The following is a 14,794-nucleotide window of genomic DNA, read 5'->3' as shown; positions in this document are numbered from 1 at the left end:
GCGGCGGCGAAGGAGCGGCGGCGAGGGGCCGGGGTCAGGTAAGGGCGCGGCGAGGGGCCGGAGGTCAGGTGAGGGCGCGCAGGTAGCGGCGCATGCGCCGCTTGGCCTTGTAGCCGGCCCGCAGCATCGTGGGCGGCACCTCCACCCGCAGCCTGGCCCGCCGCCGCGCCGCCGCGAACTCGGGCCCATCGAGCAACGACTTGGCGGGCACCCGCGGCCGGGAGATGACCAGCCCGGTCAGCAGCCCCGCCCAGTCGTTGCGCTCCACCGGATGAAAGTAGTTGGCCGCGCACCAGGCCGCCGACGCCGTGCGGAAGTCGCCCGCCGCCAGCTCATCGAGGGTCCCCAGCAGGTCGCTGCCCTCGAACACCAGGTTGATCATCTCGGCGCTGACGCCGAAGTCGCGCAGCACCAGCAACGGCACGTCCAGCGCGATGGCCTCCAGCGCCGCCGTCGAGCTGACCGTGACGAATCCGGCGGCCCGCACCAGCTGATCGTGCATCGACCCCGCCTCGAACAGCAGCCGCCCCGGCTCGCCCATCTCCCGCCACAGCCGCTGGTAGTGGTGGCGCTCGTTGTGCGTCTGCCGCTCGTCCTCCAGCGCCCGCAGCTTGACCACCACGTCCAGGTCGGGCCGCAGCCGCGCCAGCTCGGCCAGCGCCACCAGGATCCGCTCGCGCTCCTCGCGCTCGCGCGGCACCTTGGCCTGGGTGGCGAACACCACCCGGTTGCCCCCCTGGGCGGCCACCTTGGACCGCAGGAACGGCAGCCGGGCCAGGCCCACCGCCCCTCCCCCGCCGAGCCGGCGGGCGATCTCGCCGAACTCGGCCACCTCCCGCTCACTGTGCACCACGAACAGGTCGCACCCGCTGCGGAACTGCCACGCCTTGTCGGTCGCCGGCACCGAGATGCCCGGCAGTCCGCTGACGAACACCGGCCGTGGCCTCAGGTCCGCGAGCACCTCGGCCACCAGCACGTCCACGACCGGTCCCGTGCAGGCCACGAGGATCACGTCGGGCCGGATGCGCTCGGCCGCCCGGCGCACCGACCGGGCCGACATCACCGCGGGCGCCTCCCGCTCGCCCACGGCCGCGGCGATCTGCTCGGGCGAGGGCGCGATCGGCGTGCGGACCACCACCAGGTCCGTCACGCAACCCTCGGGCAGATCGGCGAGCAGGCAGGCCGCCCACTTCAGGTACGAGTCGGAGTCGGCGACCGCCAACACTTTCAACCGGACACTCCAGTCAGATGCGAGCGAAGGGCGGGAGCCGCCCTGCTGGTCCACCAGTCATCGGGAACGTCCACGGGCTCGACGGCGACGCCGCGCGGGCTCAGCAGCACCCGCAGCGAGGTGATCGCGGTCGACGGGAGGCTGAGCACGCGCTGGCCGGAGTCCAGGCCGCGCAGGGTCAGCTCGGCGGGCGCGCCGGCGTCGTGGACGGTGATCCCGGGGCGCTCCCGGATCAGCGCCACGTCCACGGGGTCCTCGCGGCGGTGCGGGTAGTAGGCGACCGGCTCCTGCGAGGCCAGGTCCGTCAGCCAGCGTAGGTAGCGGTCGCGGTGGACCAGGCCGTTCCTGACGAGCGAGGTGCCGAGGACGACGGTGCGCTCGGCGGGGCCCTCGGCGCTGGGCGGCTGGGCACGCAGCCAGGCGAAGTCGTGGCGGACCAGGTCGACGCCGGCGCGGCGTACGCCGTCCTCCAGGTCCTTGTCCACGTCGAGCGCGGTGAAGACGGAGACCTTGCTCAGCCGCAGCCGCAGCGCGGCCGCCAGGCCGAGCACGGCGCGCAGCTTGGTGGGCTGCGCGCGGGCCCGCAGCAGCGGCCGGCGAGGCCCCGCGGCCAGCAGCTCCAGCAGCCGGATCGTGGCCAGCCCGTCGTCGACGATGACGATGCGGCCCGGGTTGGAGATCAGCCAGCGCAGCTGCACCTTGCCGGAGAAGGCGTCACCCACGGCCTGCACACGCCGCGGCATCTGGTCGCGCGGCTCGGCCAGCTCCAGGCCCTCGGGCAACCCGAGCCTGCGCAGCTCCTTGCGCGTGGCCTTCAGTGGCCGCAGGCCCGCTCGCGGCACGACGGCCGTCGCGGGCCCGAGGAGCCCGGCGTGGTGGGCCTCGACGGCGCACAGCATCTGGAGCGGGGACTCCACCCAGGCCGACGCCTGTTCGACCACTCGTTCGCCCTCCCCGCCGGGTGATGGCCCGTTCATGACCGCTCCAAGTTAGCCTTGTCGCCTTAAGCCGCCTGGAACGGAACGTGAACAATGGAGGGTATGAACTCGCTCATGCTCAACACCGACGGCGTGCAGATCCCGCAGCTCGGGTTCGGCGTCTGGCAGATTCCCGGCGGCGAGGCCGAGCAAACCGTGCGGATCGCTCTGGAGGCCGGCTACCGGCACATCGACACCGCCTCCGCGTACGGCAATGAGGAGGGCGTGGGCCGGGCCGTGCGCAGCGCCAAGCGCCCCCGCCATAAGCTGTTCGTCACCACCAAGCTGTGGAACGCCGACCACGACCGCGCCGAGCAGGCCTTCGATGAGAGCCTGGCCAGGCTGGGCCTTGACTACGTCGATCTTTTCCTCATCCACTGGCCGGTCCCGAAGCAGGACAAGTACGTGCAGGCGTGGAAGGCCCTCGAAAAGATCTACCGTGACGGGCGGGCCAAGGCCATCGGCACCTCCAACTTCACCGTCCAGACCCTGACCAGGCTCATGGACGAGGCCGAGATCACGCCGTCCATCAACCAGATCGAGCTTCACCCCTACCTGCAGCAGCGCGAGATGCGCGCCTTCCACGAGGCCAACGGCATCCTGACCGAGGCGTGGAGCCCGCTGGGCCAGGGCCAGGGCCTGCTCGACGACCCGGCGCTGAGCGTGCTGTCCGGCAAGTACGGCAAGACGCCCGCCCAGATCGTGCTGCGCTGGCACCTGCAGCTCGGCAACGTCGTCATCCCCAAGTCCGCCACCCCGTCGCGGATCCGCGAGAACATCGACGTGTTCGACTTCATCCTCGACGCCGAGGACATGGCCGCGATCGGCGCCATGAACAGGAACAAGCGCATCGGACCCGACCCCGACACCTTCAACATGACCTGATACGTCTACGATCTCCCCTTGTGCGGGATTTTGCATGGGGAATAGCGGCGACAGGCGGCATAGCGCGCACGGTGGGAGCGGCCATCGTGGCCGAACCGGGCATGCGGGTGGCCGCCGTCGGCTCCAGGAACCTCGGCCGGGCGCAGGCCCTGGCCGCGACGCTGGGCGCGGAGTCGGCCTACGACTCCTATGAGCGGCTGTGCGCCGACCCGGCCGTGGACGCGATCTACGTGGCCACTCCGCACGCCCAGCACCTCCAGGTGGCCGAGGCCGCCATCGCCGCCGGCAAGGCCGTGCTGTGCGAGAAGCCGCTGGCCGCCACCGTGGACGACGCCGAGAAGATGGTGCGCCTGGCACGCGAGGCGGGCGTCTTCTTGATGGAGGCCATGTGGATGAGGTTCAACCCCCTCATCCAGAAGATCGCCTCCGATGAGCGCTTCGGCGAGATCCGCTCCGTGCAGGCCTCCTTCGGCTTCTCCCTGCCCTACGACCCCGCCCACCGGCTCTGGGCGCCCGAGCTGGGCGGCGGCGCGCTGCTCGACCTGGGGATCTACCCGTTCGGGCTGGCCCAGTTGCTCCTCGGCATGCCGACCGGCCTGCGTGTCACCGGCTCTTTGGCCCCGAACGGGGTGGACGCGGAGGCGGGCGGCGTTTTGCTCTACCCGGGCGGCAGGCATGCTCTCGTGGCGACCTCGTTGCTCGGGAATTACCCGAACGATGCCAGCGTTGTGGGCACTCAGATGCGCGCGGACATCCAGGCTCCGTTCTGGGCGCCGCAGCGGATTCTCCTCACCGGGCCCTCCCTGGAGCCGGAAGAGCATGTGCTCGATCCGGCCGACAACGGGTACGCCGGGGAGCTCCGCGAAGTCCGCGCAGCCACGGCCGAAGGCAGGACCGAAAGTTCGATCATGCCGCTTGACGATTCCCTTGCCATGATGGGGCTTCTGGCCGACGCCCGCGGGCAACTTGCCTAACTGGGCTTTTATCTAGTTGTAATCCTCTTGCCGCATGTATTACCTTATGGGGCATCTTGAGGTATGCGTCCGGTTTGTCCGGTCGCGTCCGACCATCGCACGAAACATCACAGGACAGTCCTGTGACCGCTGAATCCGCCTTGCGCGGAACCGGGGACCCAAGTCTTTGGGGCGAATCGGCACTTCGGTGCCGTAGGGCAGCTTCCACGCCCGAGCCCGTCAGCTAACCCGGTAAGCGGCATGGAAGCAAGGAGTAAACCCCCTCGATGGCCAAGTTCCGCATCCCCGCTGCCGCCAACAAGATCAACATCGCCCGCGCCGCCCTCGGCGCCACCGTCCTGGCCACCGCGGTCACCGCCCACGTCACGGGCACCGCCATCGCCGCCGCGGACAAGCAGCCGGTCGCCACCGCCGAGCAGGCAGGCGCCAGGACCAAGACCGGCGAGACCAAGATCAACGTCACCGCCGATCAGGTCCTGGCCCTGGCCAGGTCCCAGGTCGGCACCAGCGAGAACGCCGCCGGCGGCGGCACCAAGTACCAGCAGTGGTACGCCAACTCCCAGCGCGCCGCCGAGACCATCGCCCGCGACGGCGGCAGCCGCGCCATGTATCTGAACGCCGCCTGGTGCGCGATGTTCGTCTCCTGGGTCGGCGAGCAGACCGGCGCCCGCCCGCAGGTCGGCTGGGACGCCTGGACCGTCGCCCACGCCAAGTGGTTCAAGGCCAACAACCGCTTCGGCACCGTCGCCAAGCCCGGCGCCGTCGTGTACTTCTCCTGGAGCGGCAGCAAGAACATCCGTGACATCAACCACGTCGGGTTCGTCGTGAAGGACAACCAGGACGGCACCATCTCCACCATCGAGGGCAACACCGGCAACGGCAAGGTCGAAGAGCGGACCCGGCCGAAGGCGCACGTCGTCGGCTACGGCTACCCCGAGTACGCCGCCTGACCCTCCCCCGCCCCAACGAGCGCGCGTCCCCGAGACATGGGACGCGCGCTCGCCGCGTTCACGGCCCGACCGCAGGCCTTCAGCCGAGAAAAAACCGCGCCAGAGCGGCGGCGACCGCGGCCGGGTCGTTCTCCATCGGGATGTGACCGGCGCTCGGGACGCGGACCAGGGAGGTGTTCGGCATCTCGGCGGCGAAACGCTCGGCGTACCGGACCTCCTGGAAGGTGTCGTTCTCCCCCCACACCAGCAGCTTCGGCGTCCCGTCGGCCTGCAGCGCGGGCACCAGGTCCAGCGTGTAGCGGCCGTCGGCGGCTCCCGCCAGCGCCATCCACGACCGTCGCACCCGGGCGTCGTTCCACGGGTCCAGGTAGTCGGCCAGCTCGGCCTCCGTCGCGGGGCGGTGCAGCGCCGTGGTGACGGCCGTGCGGCGGGCGGCCAGCAACTCCTCCGCGGTCACCGCCGCCACCACCGCCGGATCACGGAAACGGGCCACGCCCGGCACCGGCCACGAGTCGTACGTGACCGAGTTGACCAGCGCCAGCCGCCGCACCTTCACCTCGCCCGCGGCCAGCAGGTGCTGCGCCACCGCGCCCCCGATGTCGTGCCCCGCCACCGCCAGCGGCTCGCCGGCGCCCACCGCCGCCGCGAACCGGGTCACCCACCCGGCCAGCGCCGGGACCGTCGCCGTCGCCATGGCGAGCTCCCCTTCGGAGCGCCCCAGCCCCGGCAGATCCACCGCGACGGGACGCAGCCCCGCCGCGGCCAGCTCGTCCAGCACCGGCTGCCAGACCCGGCTCCAGTACGTCCCGTGCAGCAGCAACACAACCGGACCCCGCTCGCCCGCCGTCAGATAGCTGGCCTGCCGCCCGTCGACTTCGATCGTCATTCGCTCAGACATGGCATAACCATCGGGTTCTGACCAACCGCCGGTCAAATACCAATTAGGGTATGCCGCTATGACGTTAGCGCAGCTCCGGGCGTTGATCGCGGTCGCCGAGCACGGCGGCTTCACCGCCGCCGCCGACCACACCGGCATGTCCCAGCCCGCCGTCAGCCGCGCCATCGCCGCGCTCGAACGCGAGCTCGGCGCGGCCCTGTTCGTACGCCACCGCGACGGCATCGCCCTCACCGAGGCCGGCCGCCGCGCGGTCAACCGGGCCCGCGAGGTGCTGCGCCACTTCGACCTCGTCCGCGCCGACGTGGCGGCCGCCGCCGGCCAGATCACCGGCGAATTGCGCCTGGCCAGCCTCCCCAGCGCCACGGGAACGCTCATCGCCCGGTTGCTGCGCGCGTTCACCGACCGCTACCCGCAGGTGCGCGTACGGCTGTTCGAGGGGGTGGACGACGACATCCGGGCCTGGCTGCACCGGGGCGCCGCCGAGGTCGGCGTCGTGACCTTGCCCGCCCCCGGACTGGACACCGTCCCGCTGAGCACCCACGACATGGTGGCCGTGCTGCCCGCCGGCCACCCGCTCGCCGATCAGGCAGTGGTGCATCTCGCCGATTTCGCCGACCGGCCGTTCATCCTGACCACCGCCGGCTGCCGCCCGCTGATCATGACCGCGGCGCGGGCGTCGGACGTACGGCTCGACGTCGCCTTCGAGGCGAGCGGCCCGGCTGCCATCCTCGAGATGGTGGCCGCGGGGCTCGGGGTCAGCATCGTTCCCACCCTGGGCCTGCCCGCGGACCTCGGCGCGGTGGTCACCCGGCCGCTGAAGCCGGGTATGACCCGCTCGCTCGGGCTGGCCGTCCCGTCGCTGGCCGGCTGTGGTCCTGCCGCCAGCGCGTTCCTCGATCAGCTGAACGCCTTTACAACGTAGATTTTTCGGTTCGGAGTGGCGCGGCGCGGAACTTCGCGAAAGAGTGTCGATTCGCCCCGCAGCCGTTCGACGCGTTGGCGAGACGTGTGAAGGGAGAAACACCGATGAAGTTCATGATCGTCGGCAAGGCCAATGCGGAGACCGAGGCCGGGGTGCTGCCCAGCCAGGAGCTCGTCGACAACATGCACGCCTACAACGAGTCGCTGGCCAAGGCCGGAGTGCTGCTGGCCGCCGAAGGGCTCTACCCGAGCTCGCAGGGCGCGCAGATCGCCTACAGCGGCGGCAAGGCCACGGTGATCGACGGGCCGTTCGCCGAGGCCAAGGAGCTCATCGCCGGGTTCTGGCTGATCCAGGTGAAGTCCAGGGAAGAGGCCCTCGAGTGGGCGCTGCGCCTCCCGGTGCCGCCGGGGCACGAGGGGATCGGGCTGGATGTGTGGCGGGTGTTCGACGCCTCGGACGTGCCGGACGACTCGATGCCCGCCGAGGAGCGCGAGCGTGAGGAGGCCATGCGCGAGCGCCTCCGCGCCGACCAGCCCGGCGACTGACCGCGGCACCGGCCGCCTCATCAGCGCGGCGTCGTCCACCAGCACCTACCGCGTGACCACGGCGGCGACAGCGGTTGCGAGGCGGCGTGCGGCCCTGGTGTTATGGGCCCGTGACGGCTACCGACACGCATCGCGCGATCGAGGCGGTTTGGCGGATCGAGGCGGCCCGGCTCATCGCCGGACTGGCCCGGCTGGTGCGCGACGTCGGCCTCGCCGAGGAGCTGGCACAGGACGCGCTGGTCGCCGCCCTGGAGCAGTGGCCCGAGTCCGGGGTGCCGCGCAACCCCGGCGCCTGGCTGATGACGGTCTCCAAGCGCCGCGCCATCGACCTGATCCGCAGGAACGAACGCCTCGAACGCAACCTGGCCGAGCTCGGGCACCGGCTGGAGCACGAGGCAGAGCTCCCCGAGGTCGATGAGATCGAGGACGACCTCCTGCGCCTGGTGTTCACCGCCTGCCACCCGGCGCTGTCGATGGAGGCGCGGGTGGCGCTGACGCTGCGCGTCCTCGGCGGCCTGACCACCGAGGAGATCGCCCGCGCGTTCCTGGTCCCGGAGTCCACGGTGGCGCAGCGCATCGTCCGCGCCAAGCGCACCCTGGCCGACAAGCAGATCCCCTTCGAGGTCCCGCAGGGCGCCGAGCTGGCCGGCCGCCTGGCCGCCGTCCTGGAGGTCATCTACCTCATCTTCAACGAGGGCTACTCGGCCACGGCCGGCGACGACTGGATGCGCCCCGCCCTGTGCGAGGACGCCCTGCGCCTGGGCCGGGTCCTGGCGGGCCTGCTGCCCAAGGAACCGGAGGTCCACGGGCTCGTGGCGCTGATGGAGATCCACGCGTCCCGTTCGGCGGCCCGCGTGGGCCCCTCTGGCGAGCCCGTTCTCCTGCTCGAGCAGAACCGCGCCCGCTGGGACCAGCTCCTCATCCGCCGCGGCCTGACCGCCCTGGAGCGCGTGGAAGACCTCGGCGGCGCCCATGGCCCTTACGCGCTCCAGGCCGGCATCGCCGCCTGCCACGCCCGCGCGCTCAACCCCGAGGACACCGACTGGGTGCGCATCGCCGGCCTGTACGAAGAGCTGGCCAAGCTGTCGCGCTCCCCCGTCGTCGAGCTCAACCGGGCGGTCGCCCTGTCCATGGCCTACGGCCCGGCGGTCGGGCTCGAGCTCCTGGACCAGATCATGGAGGAGCCTTCGCTGAAGGACTATCACCTGCTGCCGAGCGTCCGCGGCGACTTCCTGTTCAAGCTGGGACGGCGGGAGGAGGCACGGGCCGAGTTCGAGCGGGCGGCGGGCATGACCCGCAACGCCCGCGAGCGCACACTGCTGGAGGAACGCGCCGCCGCCTGCCGCGCCGGCACCGCGCCCACCCCGCCCTGAGTCCGGGCCACAGGCGCCGCAGGAGTTCCACGGCACCCGCGGCGAGGTCACGGTCGCCCTTGCGAGGCGGCTCTTTGCTGGATGTCGCCGCAAGCGTGCTTTGCGAGGGCGATCGCCCCTGTTTACGCATGCGCACTCCGTCGGGGCCTTGCTTGGAGGCCTCGCAACGTGGGGCGTGACCGTGAGCAAGCGAAGGTGTACGGGCGACATGCCCAGGATGTGACACAAAAGATGTCTCTTGTGGTGGGAGCGCTCCCAATCGGGTCTTTGCGTACTTTATCCTCGTAAGTCCGACTTCATCTTTCCAAATCGCACCATTGGTAACGGTTGCGTTTCGGTGGATTGACGTGTAGACGCCGCAAGGGCACCCTTTGTGGGAGCGCTCCCAAACACTCCTACCGCGGCGGAGCGTATGCCGCGGTGCACTCCCCCAACATTCACCCGAGAAGGGGTCCACCATGATGACCAGCAAGCGTCGCGGCGGTCTGGCCGCGGCCTCTGTGCTCGCTGCGGCGGCGCTGACCGTCGCGTCCTGCGGCTCCGGCAGCACGCCGCAGTCCAGCGGCGCTCCGGCCTCCTCGGCGGCGGCCCAGCCGGTCACGATCCGCGTGCAGACCTTCGGCGGCGGCACGAACTTCGGCTACAAGAACGCCATCGACAAGTGGAACGCCGAGCACAAAGACATCCAGATCAAGCACGAGAACCTCACCGACCAGTTCGAGCAGCAGTACTGGCCGCAGATGATCCAGTGGCTGCAGGCCGGCAACGGCGCGGGCGACGTGGTCGGCATCGACGAGGGCGGCATGGGCCTGGCCAAGGCGCACCCCGAGTGGTGGGCCGACCTGAAGGAGTACGGCCTGGAGTCCCGCAAGGCCGACTTCCCCGCCTGGAAGTGGGAGACCGGTGTCAGCACCGACGGCAAGATCTTCGGCCTGGGCACCGACATCGGCGGCATGAGCATCTGCTACCGCACGGACCTGTTCAAGAAGGCCGGCCTGCCGACCGACCGGGCGGAGGTCAGCGCCCTGTGGCCGACGTGGGACGAGTTCATGAAGGTCGGCCAGCAGTTCCAGGGCAAGCTCAAGGACACCAAGTGGGCTGACGGCACCAACACGCTGTACCAGGTGGTGCTCTACCAGGAGGCGGCCAAGAACGGCAACGTCGCCTACTTCGACCAGCAGAACAACCTCATCGTCGACAAGAACCCGGCGGTGAAGACGGCCTTCGACTTCGCCTCGAAGATGAGCCAGGGTGGCCTGACCGCCAAGCTGCGCAACTTCACCGACGAGTGGGCGGCGGGCACCCAGAAGGGCTCGTTCGCCACGCTCGGCTGCCCGTCCTGGATGCTCGGCGTGGTCAGCGGCAACGCCGGCGACGGCGGCGCGGGCAAGTGGGACGTCGCGTCGGTGCCGGGCGGCGGCGGCAACTGGGGCGGCTCCTGGGTGGCCGTGCCCAAGCAGTCCAAGAACCCGAAGGAAGCGGCCATGGTGGCCGACTACCTGACGCAGGCGCAGACCCAGGCGAGCATCTTCGCCGACTTCGGCAACATGCCGAGCAACACCAAGGCTCAGCAGGAGGCGGCCGTGCAGGGCGCGAAGAACGAGTTCTTCAACGACGCCCCCATCGGTGAGATCTTCGCCAAGTCGGCGTCGAGCCTGCAGCCGGTCTTCCTCGGCGTGAAGCACGCCCAGGTCAAGAACGCCATCGAGTCGGTCATCCAGGGCATGGACGACGGCTCCGTCCCGCATGACAAGGCCTGGCAGCAGCTGGTCGACGACGCGGTCAAGGCCGCGGGCTGATCTCCCCGCCCGGCCCGCCACCAGCGGGCCGGGCCTGTTGCTGCCGACAAGCTGCCGAAAAGGTCTGTTATGAGCCTCGACACCCTTCCGCGGGCGATGCGGAACTCGCATCGGCGTGACCGCCCGCCGGGCCGCCGCTGGCGGTCCCGGCTGGACGTCAAGGCGATGCCGTACGCCCTGGTGTCCCCCTACTTCATCCTGTTCGCCGCCTTCGGGCTCTTCCCGTTGGCCTTCACGCTGTACTACTCGCTCTACGACTACGACCTGGCCGGGACCACGGAGTGGGCCGGGCTGGGCAACTACACCGCGCTGCTCGCCGACGACGACTTCTGGCGCGCCGTCGTCAACACGATCGGCATGTTCGTCATCGCCACCGTCCCGCAGATGTTGCTGGCGCTGTTCCTGGCCAACGCCCTCAACAAGCGGTTCAAGCTGCGCCTCGCGATCCGCATGAGCGTGCTGCTCCCGCTGGTGACCTCGGTGGTCGCGGTCGCGGTGGTCTTCACGCAGCTGTACGCCCGCGACTGGGGCCTGGTCAACTGGATCCTGAGCGGGTTCGGCGTGGACGCGTTGAACTGGCGGGCCGAGCGCATCCCTTCGTGGATCGCCATCGCGACCATGGTCGACTGGCGCTGGACCGGCTACAACGCGATCATCTTCCTGGCCGGCATGCAGACGATCCCGCGCGACCTGTACGAGGCGGCCGCGATCGACGGCGCGTCGCGGCGCAGGCAGTTCTGGCAGATCACGCTGCCGATGCTGCGCCCGACCATGATCTTCGTGGTGCTCAACTCCACGATCGGCGGGCTGACGCTGTTCTCCGAGCCGACCACGTTCTACAACGGCAACGTCGACGGCGGGTCGCAGGGCCAGTTCCAGACGGTGGCCATGTTCATCGTCAAGCAGGGCTTCCGCGAATTCGACTACGGCTACGCCGCCGCGGCCGCCTGGCTGCTGTTCCTGCTCATTCTCATCGGCGCGGCGATCAACTTCCTGTTCGTACGCAGGATCGGGGGCTCGAAATGACCAACTGGTCTCCGACCATCCTCACCAGGGTCATGCTGGGCGTGGCCGTCCTGCTGTCGGCGTTCCCGCTGTACTGGATGCTGGTGATCGCCTCCCGGACCAACGCCGACGCGGTGGCGGTGCCGCCGCCGTTCCTGCCGGGCGGCAACCTGGGCGAGAACATCGTCGCGGTGCTCAACAACCCGGACGCGCACTTCCTGCTGGGCCTGACGAACTCCTTCATCGTGGCGAGCGTCGTCACCGTCTCCGTCGTCATCATCTCGACGCTGGCCGGCTTCTCCTTCGCCAACCTGAACTTCAAGGGCCGGAACCTGCTGCTGGTGCTCGTGCTGCTGACCATGGCGGTGCCGCTGCAGCAGATGGGCGTCGTGCCGCTCTACCGGCTCATGGTGAGCCTGGAGTGGACGGGCACGCTCACGGCGGTCATCCTGCCGTACCTGCTCAACGGGTTCGGCGTGTTCCTGATGACCCAGTACACCCGGCAGGCCGTGCCGATGGAGCTGGTCGAGGCGGCCAGGGTGGATGGCGCCGCCACGCTGCGGATCTGGTGGAACGTCGTGCTGCCCGCCGTGCGGCCGGGCATGGCCGTGCTCGGCATCAACACGTTCATGCTCATGTGGAACGACTTCATGTGGCCGCTGATCGTGCTGACACCGGACAACCCCACCGTGCAGATCGCCATCACCCAGCTCAACGCCAGGTTCTCCACGAACTACACGTTGATCTTCGCAGGCACGGCGCTGTCCATCATTCCGCTCATCGCGGTATTCGTCGCATTCGGCCGTCAGATCGTCGGCGGACTCATGGAAGGTGCGGTCAAGGCGTGACGACTCAAGAGGAACAGACGCGTGCCGGGCTGCGCTTCCCCGCGGGCTTCGCGTTTGGCGCGGCGACCTCGGCCTACCAGATCGAAGGCGCCGTCCAGGAGGACGGGCGGGGCGTCTCCATCTGGGACACCTTCGCCAAGACCCCGGGCCGGGTGCTGAACGGGCACAACGCGGACGTGGCCATCGACCACTACCACCGCTACCGGGACGACGTCGCCATCATGGCGGAGCTGGGCCTGACGGCCTACCGGTTCTCGGTCTCCTGGCCGCGCATCCAGCCGACCGGCTCGGGCGAGGTCAACCAGAAGGGGCTGGACTTCTACAAGCGGCTCACCGACGAGCTGCGCGGGCACGGCATCGACCCGTGGCTGACCCTCTACCACTGGGACCTGCCCCAGGAGCTGGAGGACCAGGGCGGCTGGCCCAACCGCGACGTCGCCTACCGCTTCGCCGACTACGCGGCGAAGGTGCACGAGGCGCTGAAGGACCACGTGCACACCTTCAGCACCGTCAATGAGCCATGGTGCGCCGCGTTCCTCGGCTACGCCTCGGGGGAACACGCCCCCGGCCGGCGCGAGCCGCAGAACGCGATCAGGGGCGCGCACCACCTCAATCTGGCCCACGGGCTGGCGGTGCAGGCGATGGACGCCCGGCGGGTGGGCGGCTGCGTCAACCTGTACGCGATCACCCCCGCGACCGACAGCGTGGAGGACCTGGACGCGGCGCGGCGCATCGACGGACTGCAGAACCGGTTCTTCCTGGACGCGCTCATGCTGGGCCGCTACCCGGAGGACGTGCTGAACGACCTCCCTGTCGAGATCGACTTCATCCAGCCGGGCGACATGAAGATCATTAACGCACCCATCGACGTGCTGCTCGTCAACTACTACAGCCGCTTCACGGTCTCGGGAGCACCAGGCGGCAAGCAGTCGGCGGCGGCGGCTCCCACGGACACGGGTTCGCCGTGGGTGGGCAGCGAGCACGTGTCGTTCGTCAGCGGCGGGCAACCGGTGACGGCGATGGGCTGGGAGATCGACGAGAGCGGGCTGGTGGAGGTCCTGACGCGGGTGGCGCGGGAGTACCCGGCGGTCCCGATGGTGGTCTCCGAGAACGGCGCCGCCTTCGACGACGTGCTGGTGGGCGGCCGGGTGCACGACCGGGAGCGGCAGGCGTACGTGGAGGCTCACCTCGGCGCGTGCAAGGAGGCCATCGACGCGGGCGTGCCTCTGGAGGGGTATTTCGCCTGGTCGCTGATGGACAACTTCGAGTGGGCGTGGGGCTACGGCAAGCGGTTCGGCCTGGTCCATGTGGACTTCGAGACCCAGGAGAGGCTGCTCAAGGACAGCGCGCTCTGGTACTCGGAGATCATCCGGCAGAATAGGCAACATGAACCGACCGACTCTTGAGGCTGTCGCGGCTCGGGCCGGTGTGGGCCGGGGCACGGTGTCGAGAGTCATCAACGGCTCGCCGAACGTCAGCGCCAAGGCCCGCGAGGCCGTCGAGCTGGCGATCCGCGAGCTGGGCTACGTGCCCAACCGTGCGGCGCGCGCCCTGGTGACGCGCCGTACCGACACGGTGGCGCTGGTGGTGTCCGAGTCGCAACTGCGGGTGTTCGACGAGCCCTACTTCGCCGGCACCATCCGCGGCATCGGCTCGGCGCTGGCCGAGACCGGGCTGCAGCTCATCCTGGCGATGGCGCGCACGCCCGAGGAACACGAGCGTCTGGAGACCTACCTGACGGGGCAGCACGTCGACGGCGTGCTGCTGCTGTCGCTGCACGGCGCCGACCCGCTGCCGGGCCGGCTGGAGGCGATGGGCGTGCCGACCGTGCTGGGCGGCCTCCCCGTCGGCCTCAACCCTTACAGCTATGTGGACATGGACAACAGGGCAGGGGCCCGGCAGGCGGTCAAGCACCTGCTGGGCCTCGGCCGCCGCCGGATCGCCGCGATCGCCGGCTCCCAGGACATGGGCGTGGGCGTCGACCGACTGGCCGGCTACCGCGACGCGTTGCTGCCCTCGGGCCTGCCCGAGCTGGTGGTGTACGGGGACTTCTCCGAGCAGAGCGGCGCCACGGCGATGGCCGAGCTGCTGCAGCGCCATCCCGAGGTGGACGCGGTGTTCGCCGCGTCCGACCCGATGGCGCTGGGGGCGATGCGCGTGCTCAAGGCCGCCGGCCGGGCGATCCCGGAGGATGTGGCGGTGATCGGGTTCGACGACTCCAAGGCCGCGGTGAGCGCCGACCCGCCGCTGACCACCGTCCACCAGCCGACCGAGGCCATGGGCCGGCAGATGGCCAAGCTGCTCGTCGCCCGCATCAACGGCGAGGTGCTGCGCCAGCCCGTCGTGATCCTGGACACCCATCTCGTACGCCGCGAATCCGCCTGACC

The 14,794-nt window shown here is 70.0% G+C and carries 14 protein-coding genes and 1 riboswitch; of the genes, 11 read left to right on the top strand and 3 right to left on the bottom strand.

Annotated elements, in window-relative coordinates; translation table 11 throughout:
- Positions 1-64: 64 nt before the first annotated feature.
- Both ACTWQA_RS03355 and ACTWQA_RS03350 read right to left on the bottom strand, forming a co-directional pair.
- Positions 65-1,225 carry a DUF6716 putative glycosyltransferase gene (locus ACTWQA_RS03355; protein WP_443158023.1) on the bottom strand — a complete coding sequence of 387 codons (1,161 nt, stop codon included), beginning with the start codon at positions 1,223-1,225 and terminating at the stop codon, positions 65-67.
- 2 nt (positions 1,226-1,227) lie between these two features.
- The gene (locus ACTWQA_RS03350; protein WP_443157818.1) at positions 1,228-2,208 is read right to left on the bottom strand and encodes a hypothetical protein; all 981 of its coding nucleotides are present in this window, start codon (positions 2,206-2,208) and stop codon (positions 1,228-1,230) included.
- A 63-nt stretch (positions 2,209-2,271) separates the two neighbouring features.
- Between ACTWQA_RS03350 and ACTWQA_RS03345 the strand changes: the two genes are divergently transcribed.
- The 3 genes from ACTWQA_RS03345 to ACTWQA_RS03335 all read left to right on the top strand — a co-directional run bounded on the left by ACTWQA_RS03345 (position 2,272) and on the right by ACTWQA_RS03335 (position 5,017).
- Positions 2,272-3,093: an aldo/keto reductase gene (locus ACTWQA_RS03345; protein WP_443157817.1), complete on the top strand. Its 822-nt coding sequence runs from the start codon at positions 2,272-2,274 to the stop codon at positions 3,091-3,093.
- Positions 3,094-3,113: 20 nt separating this feature from the next.
- A complete protein-coding gene (locus ACTWQA_RS03340) occupies positions 3,114-4,067 on the top strand; it encodes a Gfo/Idh/MocA family protein (protein WP_443157816.1) in 954 nt (317 codons plus the stop codon).
- Between the two features lie 117 nt (positions 4,068-4,184).
- A riboswitch (cyclic di-AMP (ydaO/yuaA leader) is annotated at positions 4,185-4,320 on the top strand.
- Between the two features lie 13 nt (positions 4,321-4,333).
- Positions 4,334-5,017, top strand: coding sequence for a CHAP domain-containing protein (locus ACTWQA_RS03335; RefSeq protein ID WP_443157815.1), 684 nt, complete (start codon positions 4,334-4,336; stop codon positions 5,015-5,017).
- A 79-nt stretch (positions 5,018-5,096) separates the two neighbouring features.
- Here the strand turns inward: ACTWQA_RS03335 and ACTWQA_RS03330 are convergent, their stop codons facing one another.
- A complete protein-coding gene (locus ACTWQA_RS03330; protein ID WP_443157814.1) occupies positions 5,097-5,915 on the bottom strand; it encodes an alpha/beta fold hydrolase in 819 nt (272 codons plus the stop codon).
- A gap of 58 nt (positions 5,916-5,973) precedes the next feature.
- On the opposite strand from ACTWQA_RS03330, the gene ACTWQA_RS03325 reads away from it, so the two are divergent.
- The 8 genes from ACTWQA_RS03325 (at position 5,974) to ACTWQA_RS03290 (ending at position 14,792) form a co-directional block, all read left to right on the top strand.
- Positions 5,974-6,837, top strand: a complete 864-nt coding sequence (locus ACTWQA_RS03325; protein ID WP_443157813.1) for a LysR family transcriptional regulator — start codon at positions 5,974-5,976, stop codon at positions 6,835-6,837.
- A 104-nt stretch (positions 6,838-6,941) separates the two neighbouring features.
- Positions 6,942-7,382 carry a YciI family protein gene (locus tag ACTWQA_RS03320; RefSeq protein WP_443157812.1) on the top strand — a complete coding sequence of 147 codons (441 nt, stop codon included), beginning with the start codon at positions 6,942-6,944 and terminating at the stop codon, positions 7,380-7,382.
- Between the two features lie 110 nt (positions 7,383-7,492).
- On the top strand, positions 7,493-8,755 hold the full coding sequence (locus tag ACTWQA_RS03315; protein WP_443157811.1) for an RNA polymerase sigma factor: 1,263 nt from the start codon (positions 7,493-7,495) through the stop codon (positions 8,753-8,755).
- A gap of 458 nt (positions 8,756-9,213) precedes the next feature.
- The gene (locus tag ACTWQA_RS03310; RefSeq protein ID WP_443157810.1) at positions 9,214-10,554 is read left to right on the top strand and encodes an ABC transporter substrate-binding protein; all 1,341 of its coding nucleotides are present in this window, start codon (positions 9,214-9,216) and stop codon (positions 10,552-10,554) included.
- Between the two features lie 69 nt (positions 10,555-10,623).
- A complete protein-coding gene (locus ACTWQA_RS03305) occupies positions 10,624-11,580 on the top strand; it encodes a carbohydrate ABC transporter permease (RefSeq protein WP_443157809.1) in 957 nt (318 codons plus the stop codon).
- Complete coding sequence (locus tag ACTWQA_RS03300; RefSeq protein WP_305917963.1) at positions 11,577-12,407, top strand: carbohydrate ABC transporter permease; 831 nt, start codon at positions 11,577-11,579, stop codon at positions 12,405-12,407. Before ACTWQA_RS03305 ends, ACTWQA_RS03300 begins: the two co-directional genes overlap by 4 nt.
- Positions 12,404-13,813 carry a GH1 family beta-glucosidase gene (locus ACTWQA_RS03295; protein WP_443157808.1) on the top strand — a complete coding sequence of 470 codons (1,410 nt, stop codon included), beginning with the start codon at positions 12,404-12,406 and terminating at the stop codon, positions 13,811-13,813. The genes ACTWQA_RS03300 and ACTWQA_RS03295 overlap by 4 nt, the downstream gene beginning before the upstream one ends.
- The gene (locus tag ACTWQA_RS03290) at positions 13,794-14,792 is read left to right on the top strand and encodes a LacI family DNA-binding transcriptional regulator (RefSeq protein ID WP_305917965.1); all 999 of its coding nucleotides are present in this window, start codon (positions 13,794-13,796) and stop codon (positions 14,790-14,792) included. The genes ACTWQA_RS03295 and ACTWQA_RS03290 overlap by 20 nt, the downstream gene beginning before the upstream one ends.
- The last annotated feature ends 2 nt before the right edge of the window (positions 14,793-14,794 follow it).

It is taken from the genome of Nonomuraea sp. 10N515B (assembly GCF_052245915.1).
GTDB lineage: Bacteria > Actinomycetota > Actinomycetes > Streptosporangiales > Streptosporangiaceae > Nonomuraea.
This window is presented reverse-complemented; position numbering and strand designations above follow the sequence as displayed.

Coding starts and splice junctions, on each gene's coding strand:
- ACTWQA_RS03350 (WP_443157818.1), bottom strand. CDS start 2,208: ATGAACGGGCCATCACCCGGCGGGGAGGGCGAACGAGTGGTCGAACAG.
- ACTWQA_RS03345 (WP_443157817.1), top strand. CDS start 2,272: ATGAACTCGCTCATGCTCAACACCGACGGCGTGCAGATCCCGCAGCTC.
- ACTWQA_RS03335 (WP_443157815.1), top strand. CDS start 4,334: ATGGCCAAGTTCCGCATCCCCGCTGCCGCCAACAAGATCAACATCGCC.
- ACTWQA_RS03330 (WP_443157814.1), bottom strand. CDS start 5,915: ATGTCTGAGCGAATGACGATCGAAGTCGACGGGCGGCAGGCCAGCTAT.
- ACTWQA_RS03325 (WP_443157813.1), top strand. CDS start 5,974: ATGACGTTAGCGCAGCTCCGGGCGTTGATCGCGGTCGCCGAGCACGGC.
- ACTWQA_RS03320 (WP_443157812.1), top strand. CDS start 6,942: ATGAAGTTCATGATCGTCGGCAAGGCCAATGCGGAGACCGAGGCCGGG.
- ACTWQA_RS03310 (WP_443157810.1), top strand. CDS start 9,214: ATGATGACCAGCAAGCGTCGCGGCGGTCTGGCCGCGGCCTCTGTGCTC.
- ACTWQA_RS03305 (WP_443157809.1), top strand. CDS start 10,624: ATGAGCCTCGACACCCTTCCGCGGGCGATGCGGAACTCGCATCGGCGT.
- ACTWQA_RS03300 (WP_305917963.1), top strand. CDS start 11,577: ATGACCAACTGGTCTCCGACCATCCTCACCAGGGTCATGCTGGGCGTG.
- ACTWQA_RS03290 (WP_305917965.1), top strand. CDS start 13,794: ATGAACCGACCGACTCTTGAGGCTGTCGCGGCTCGGGCCGGTGTGGGC.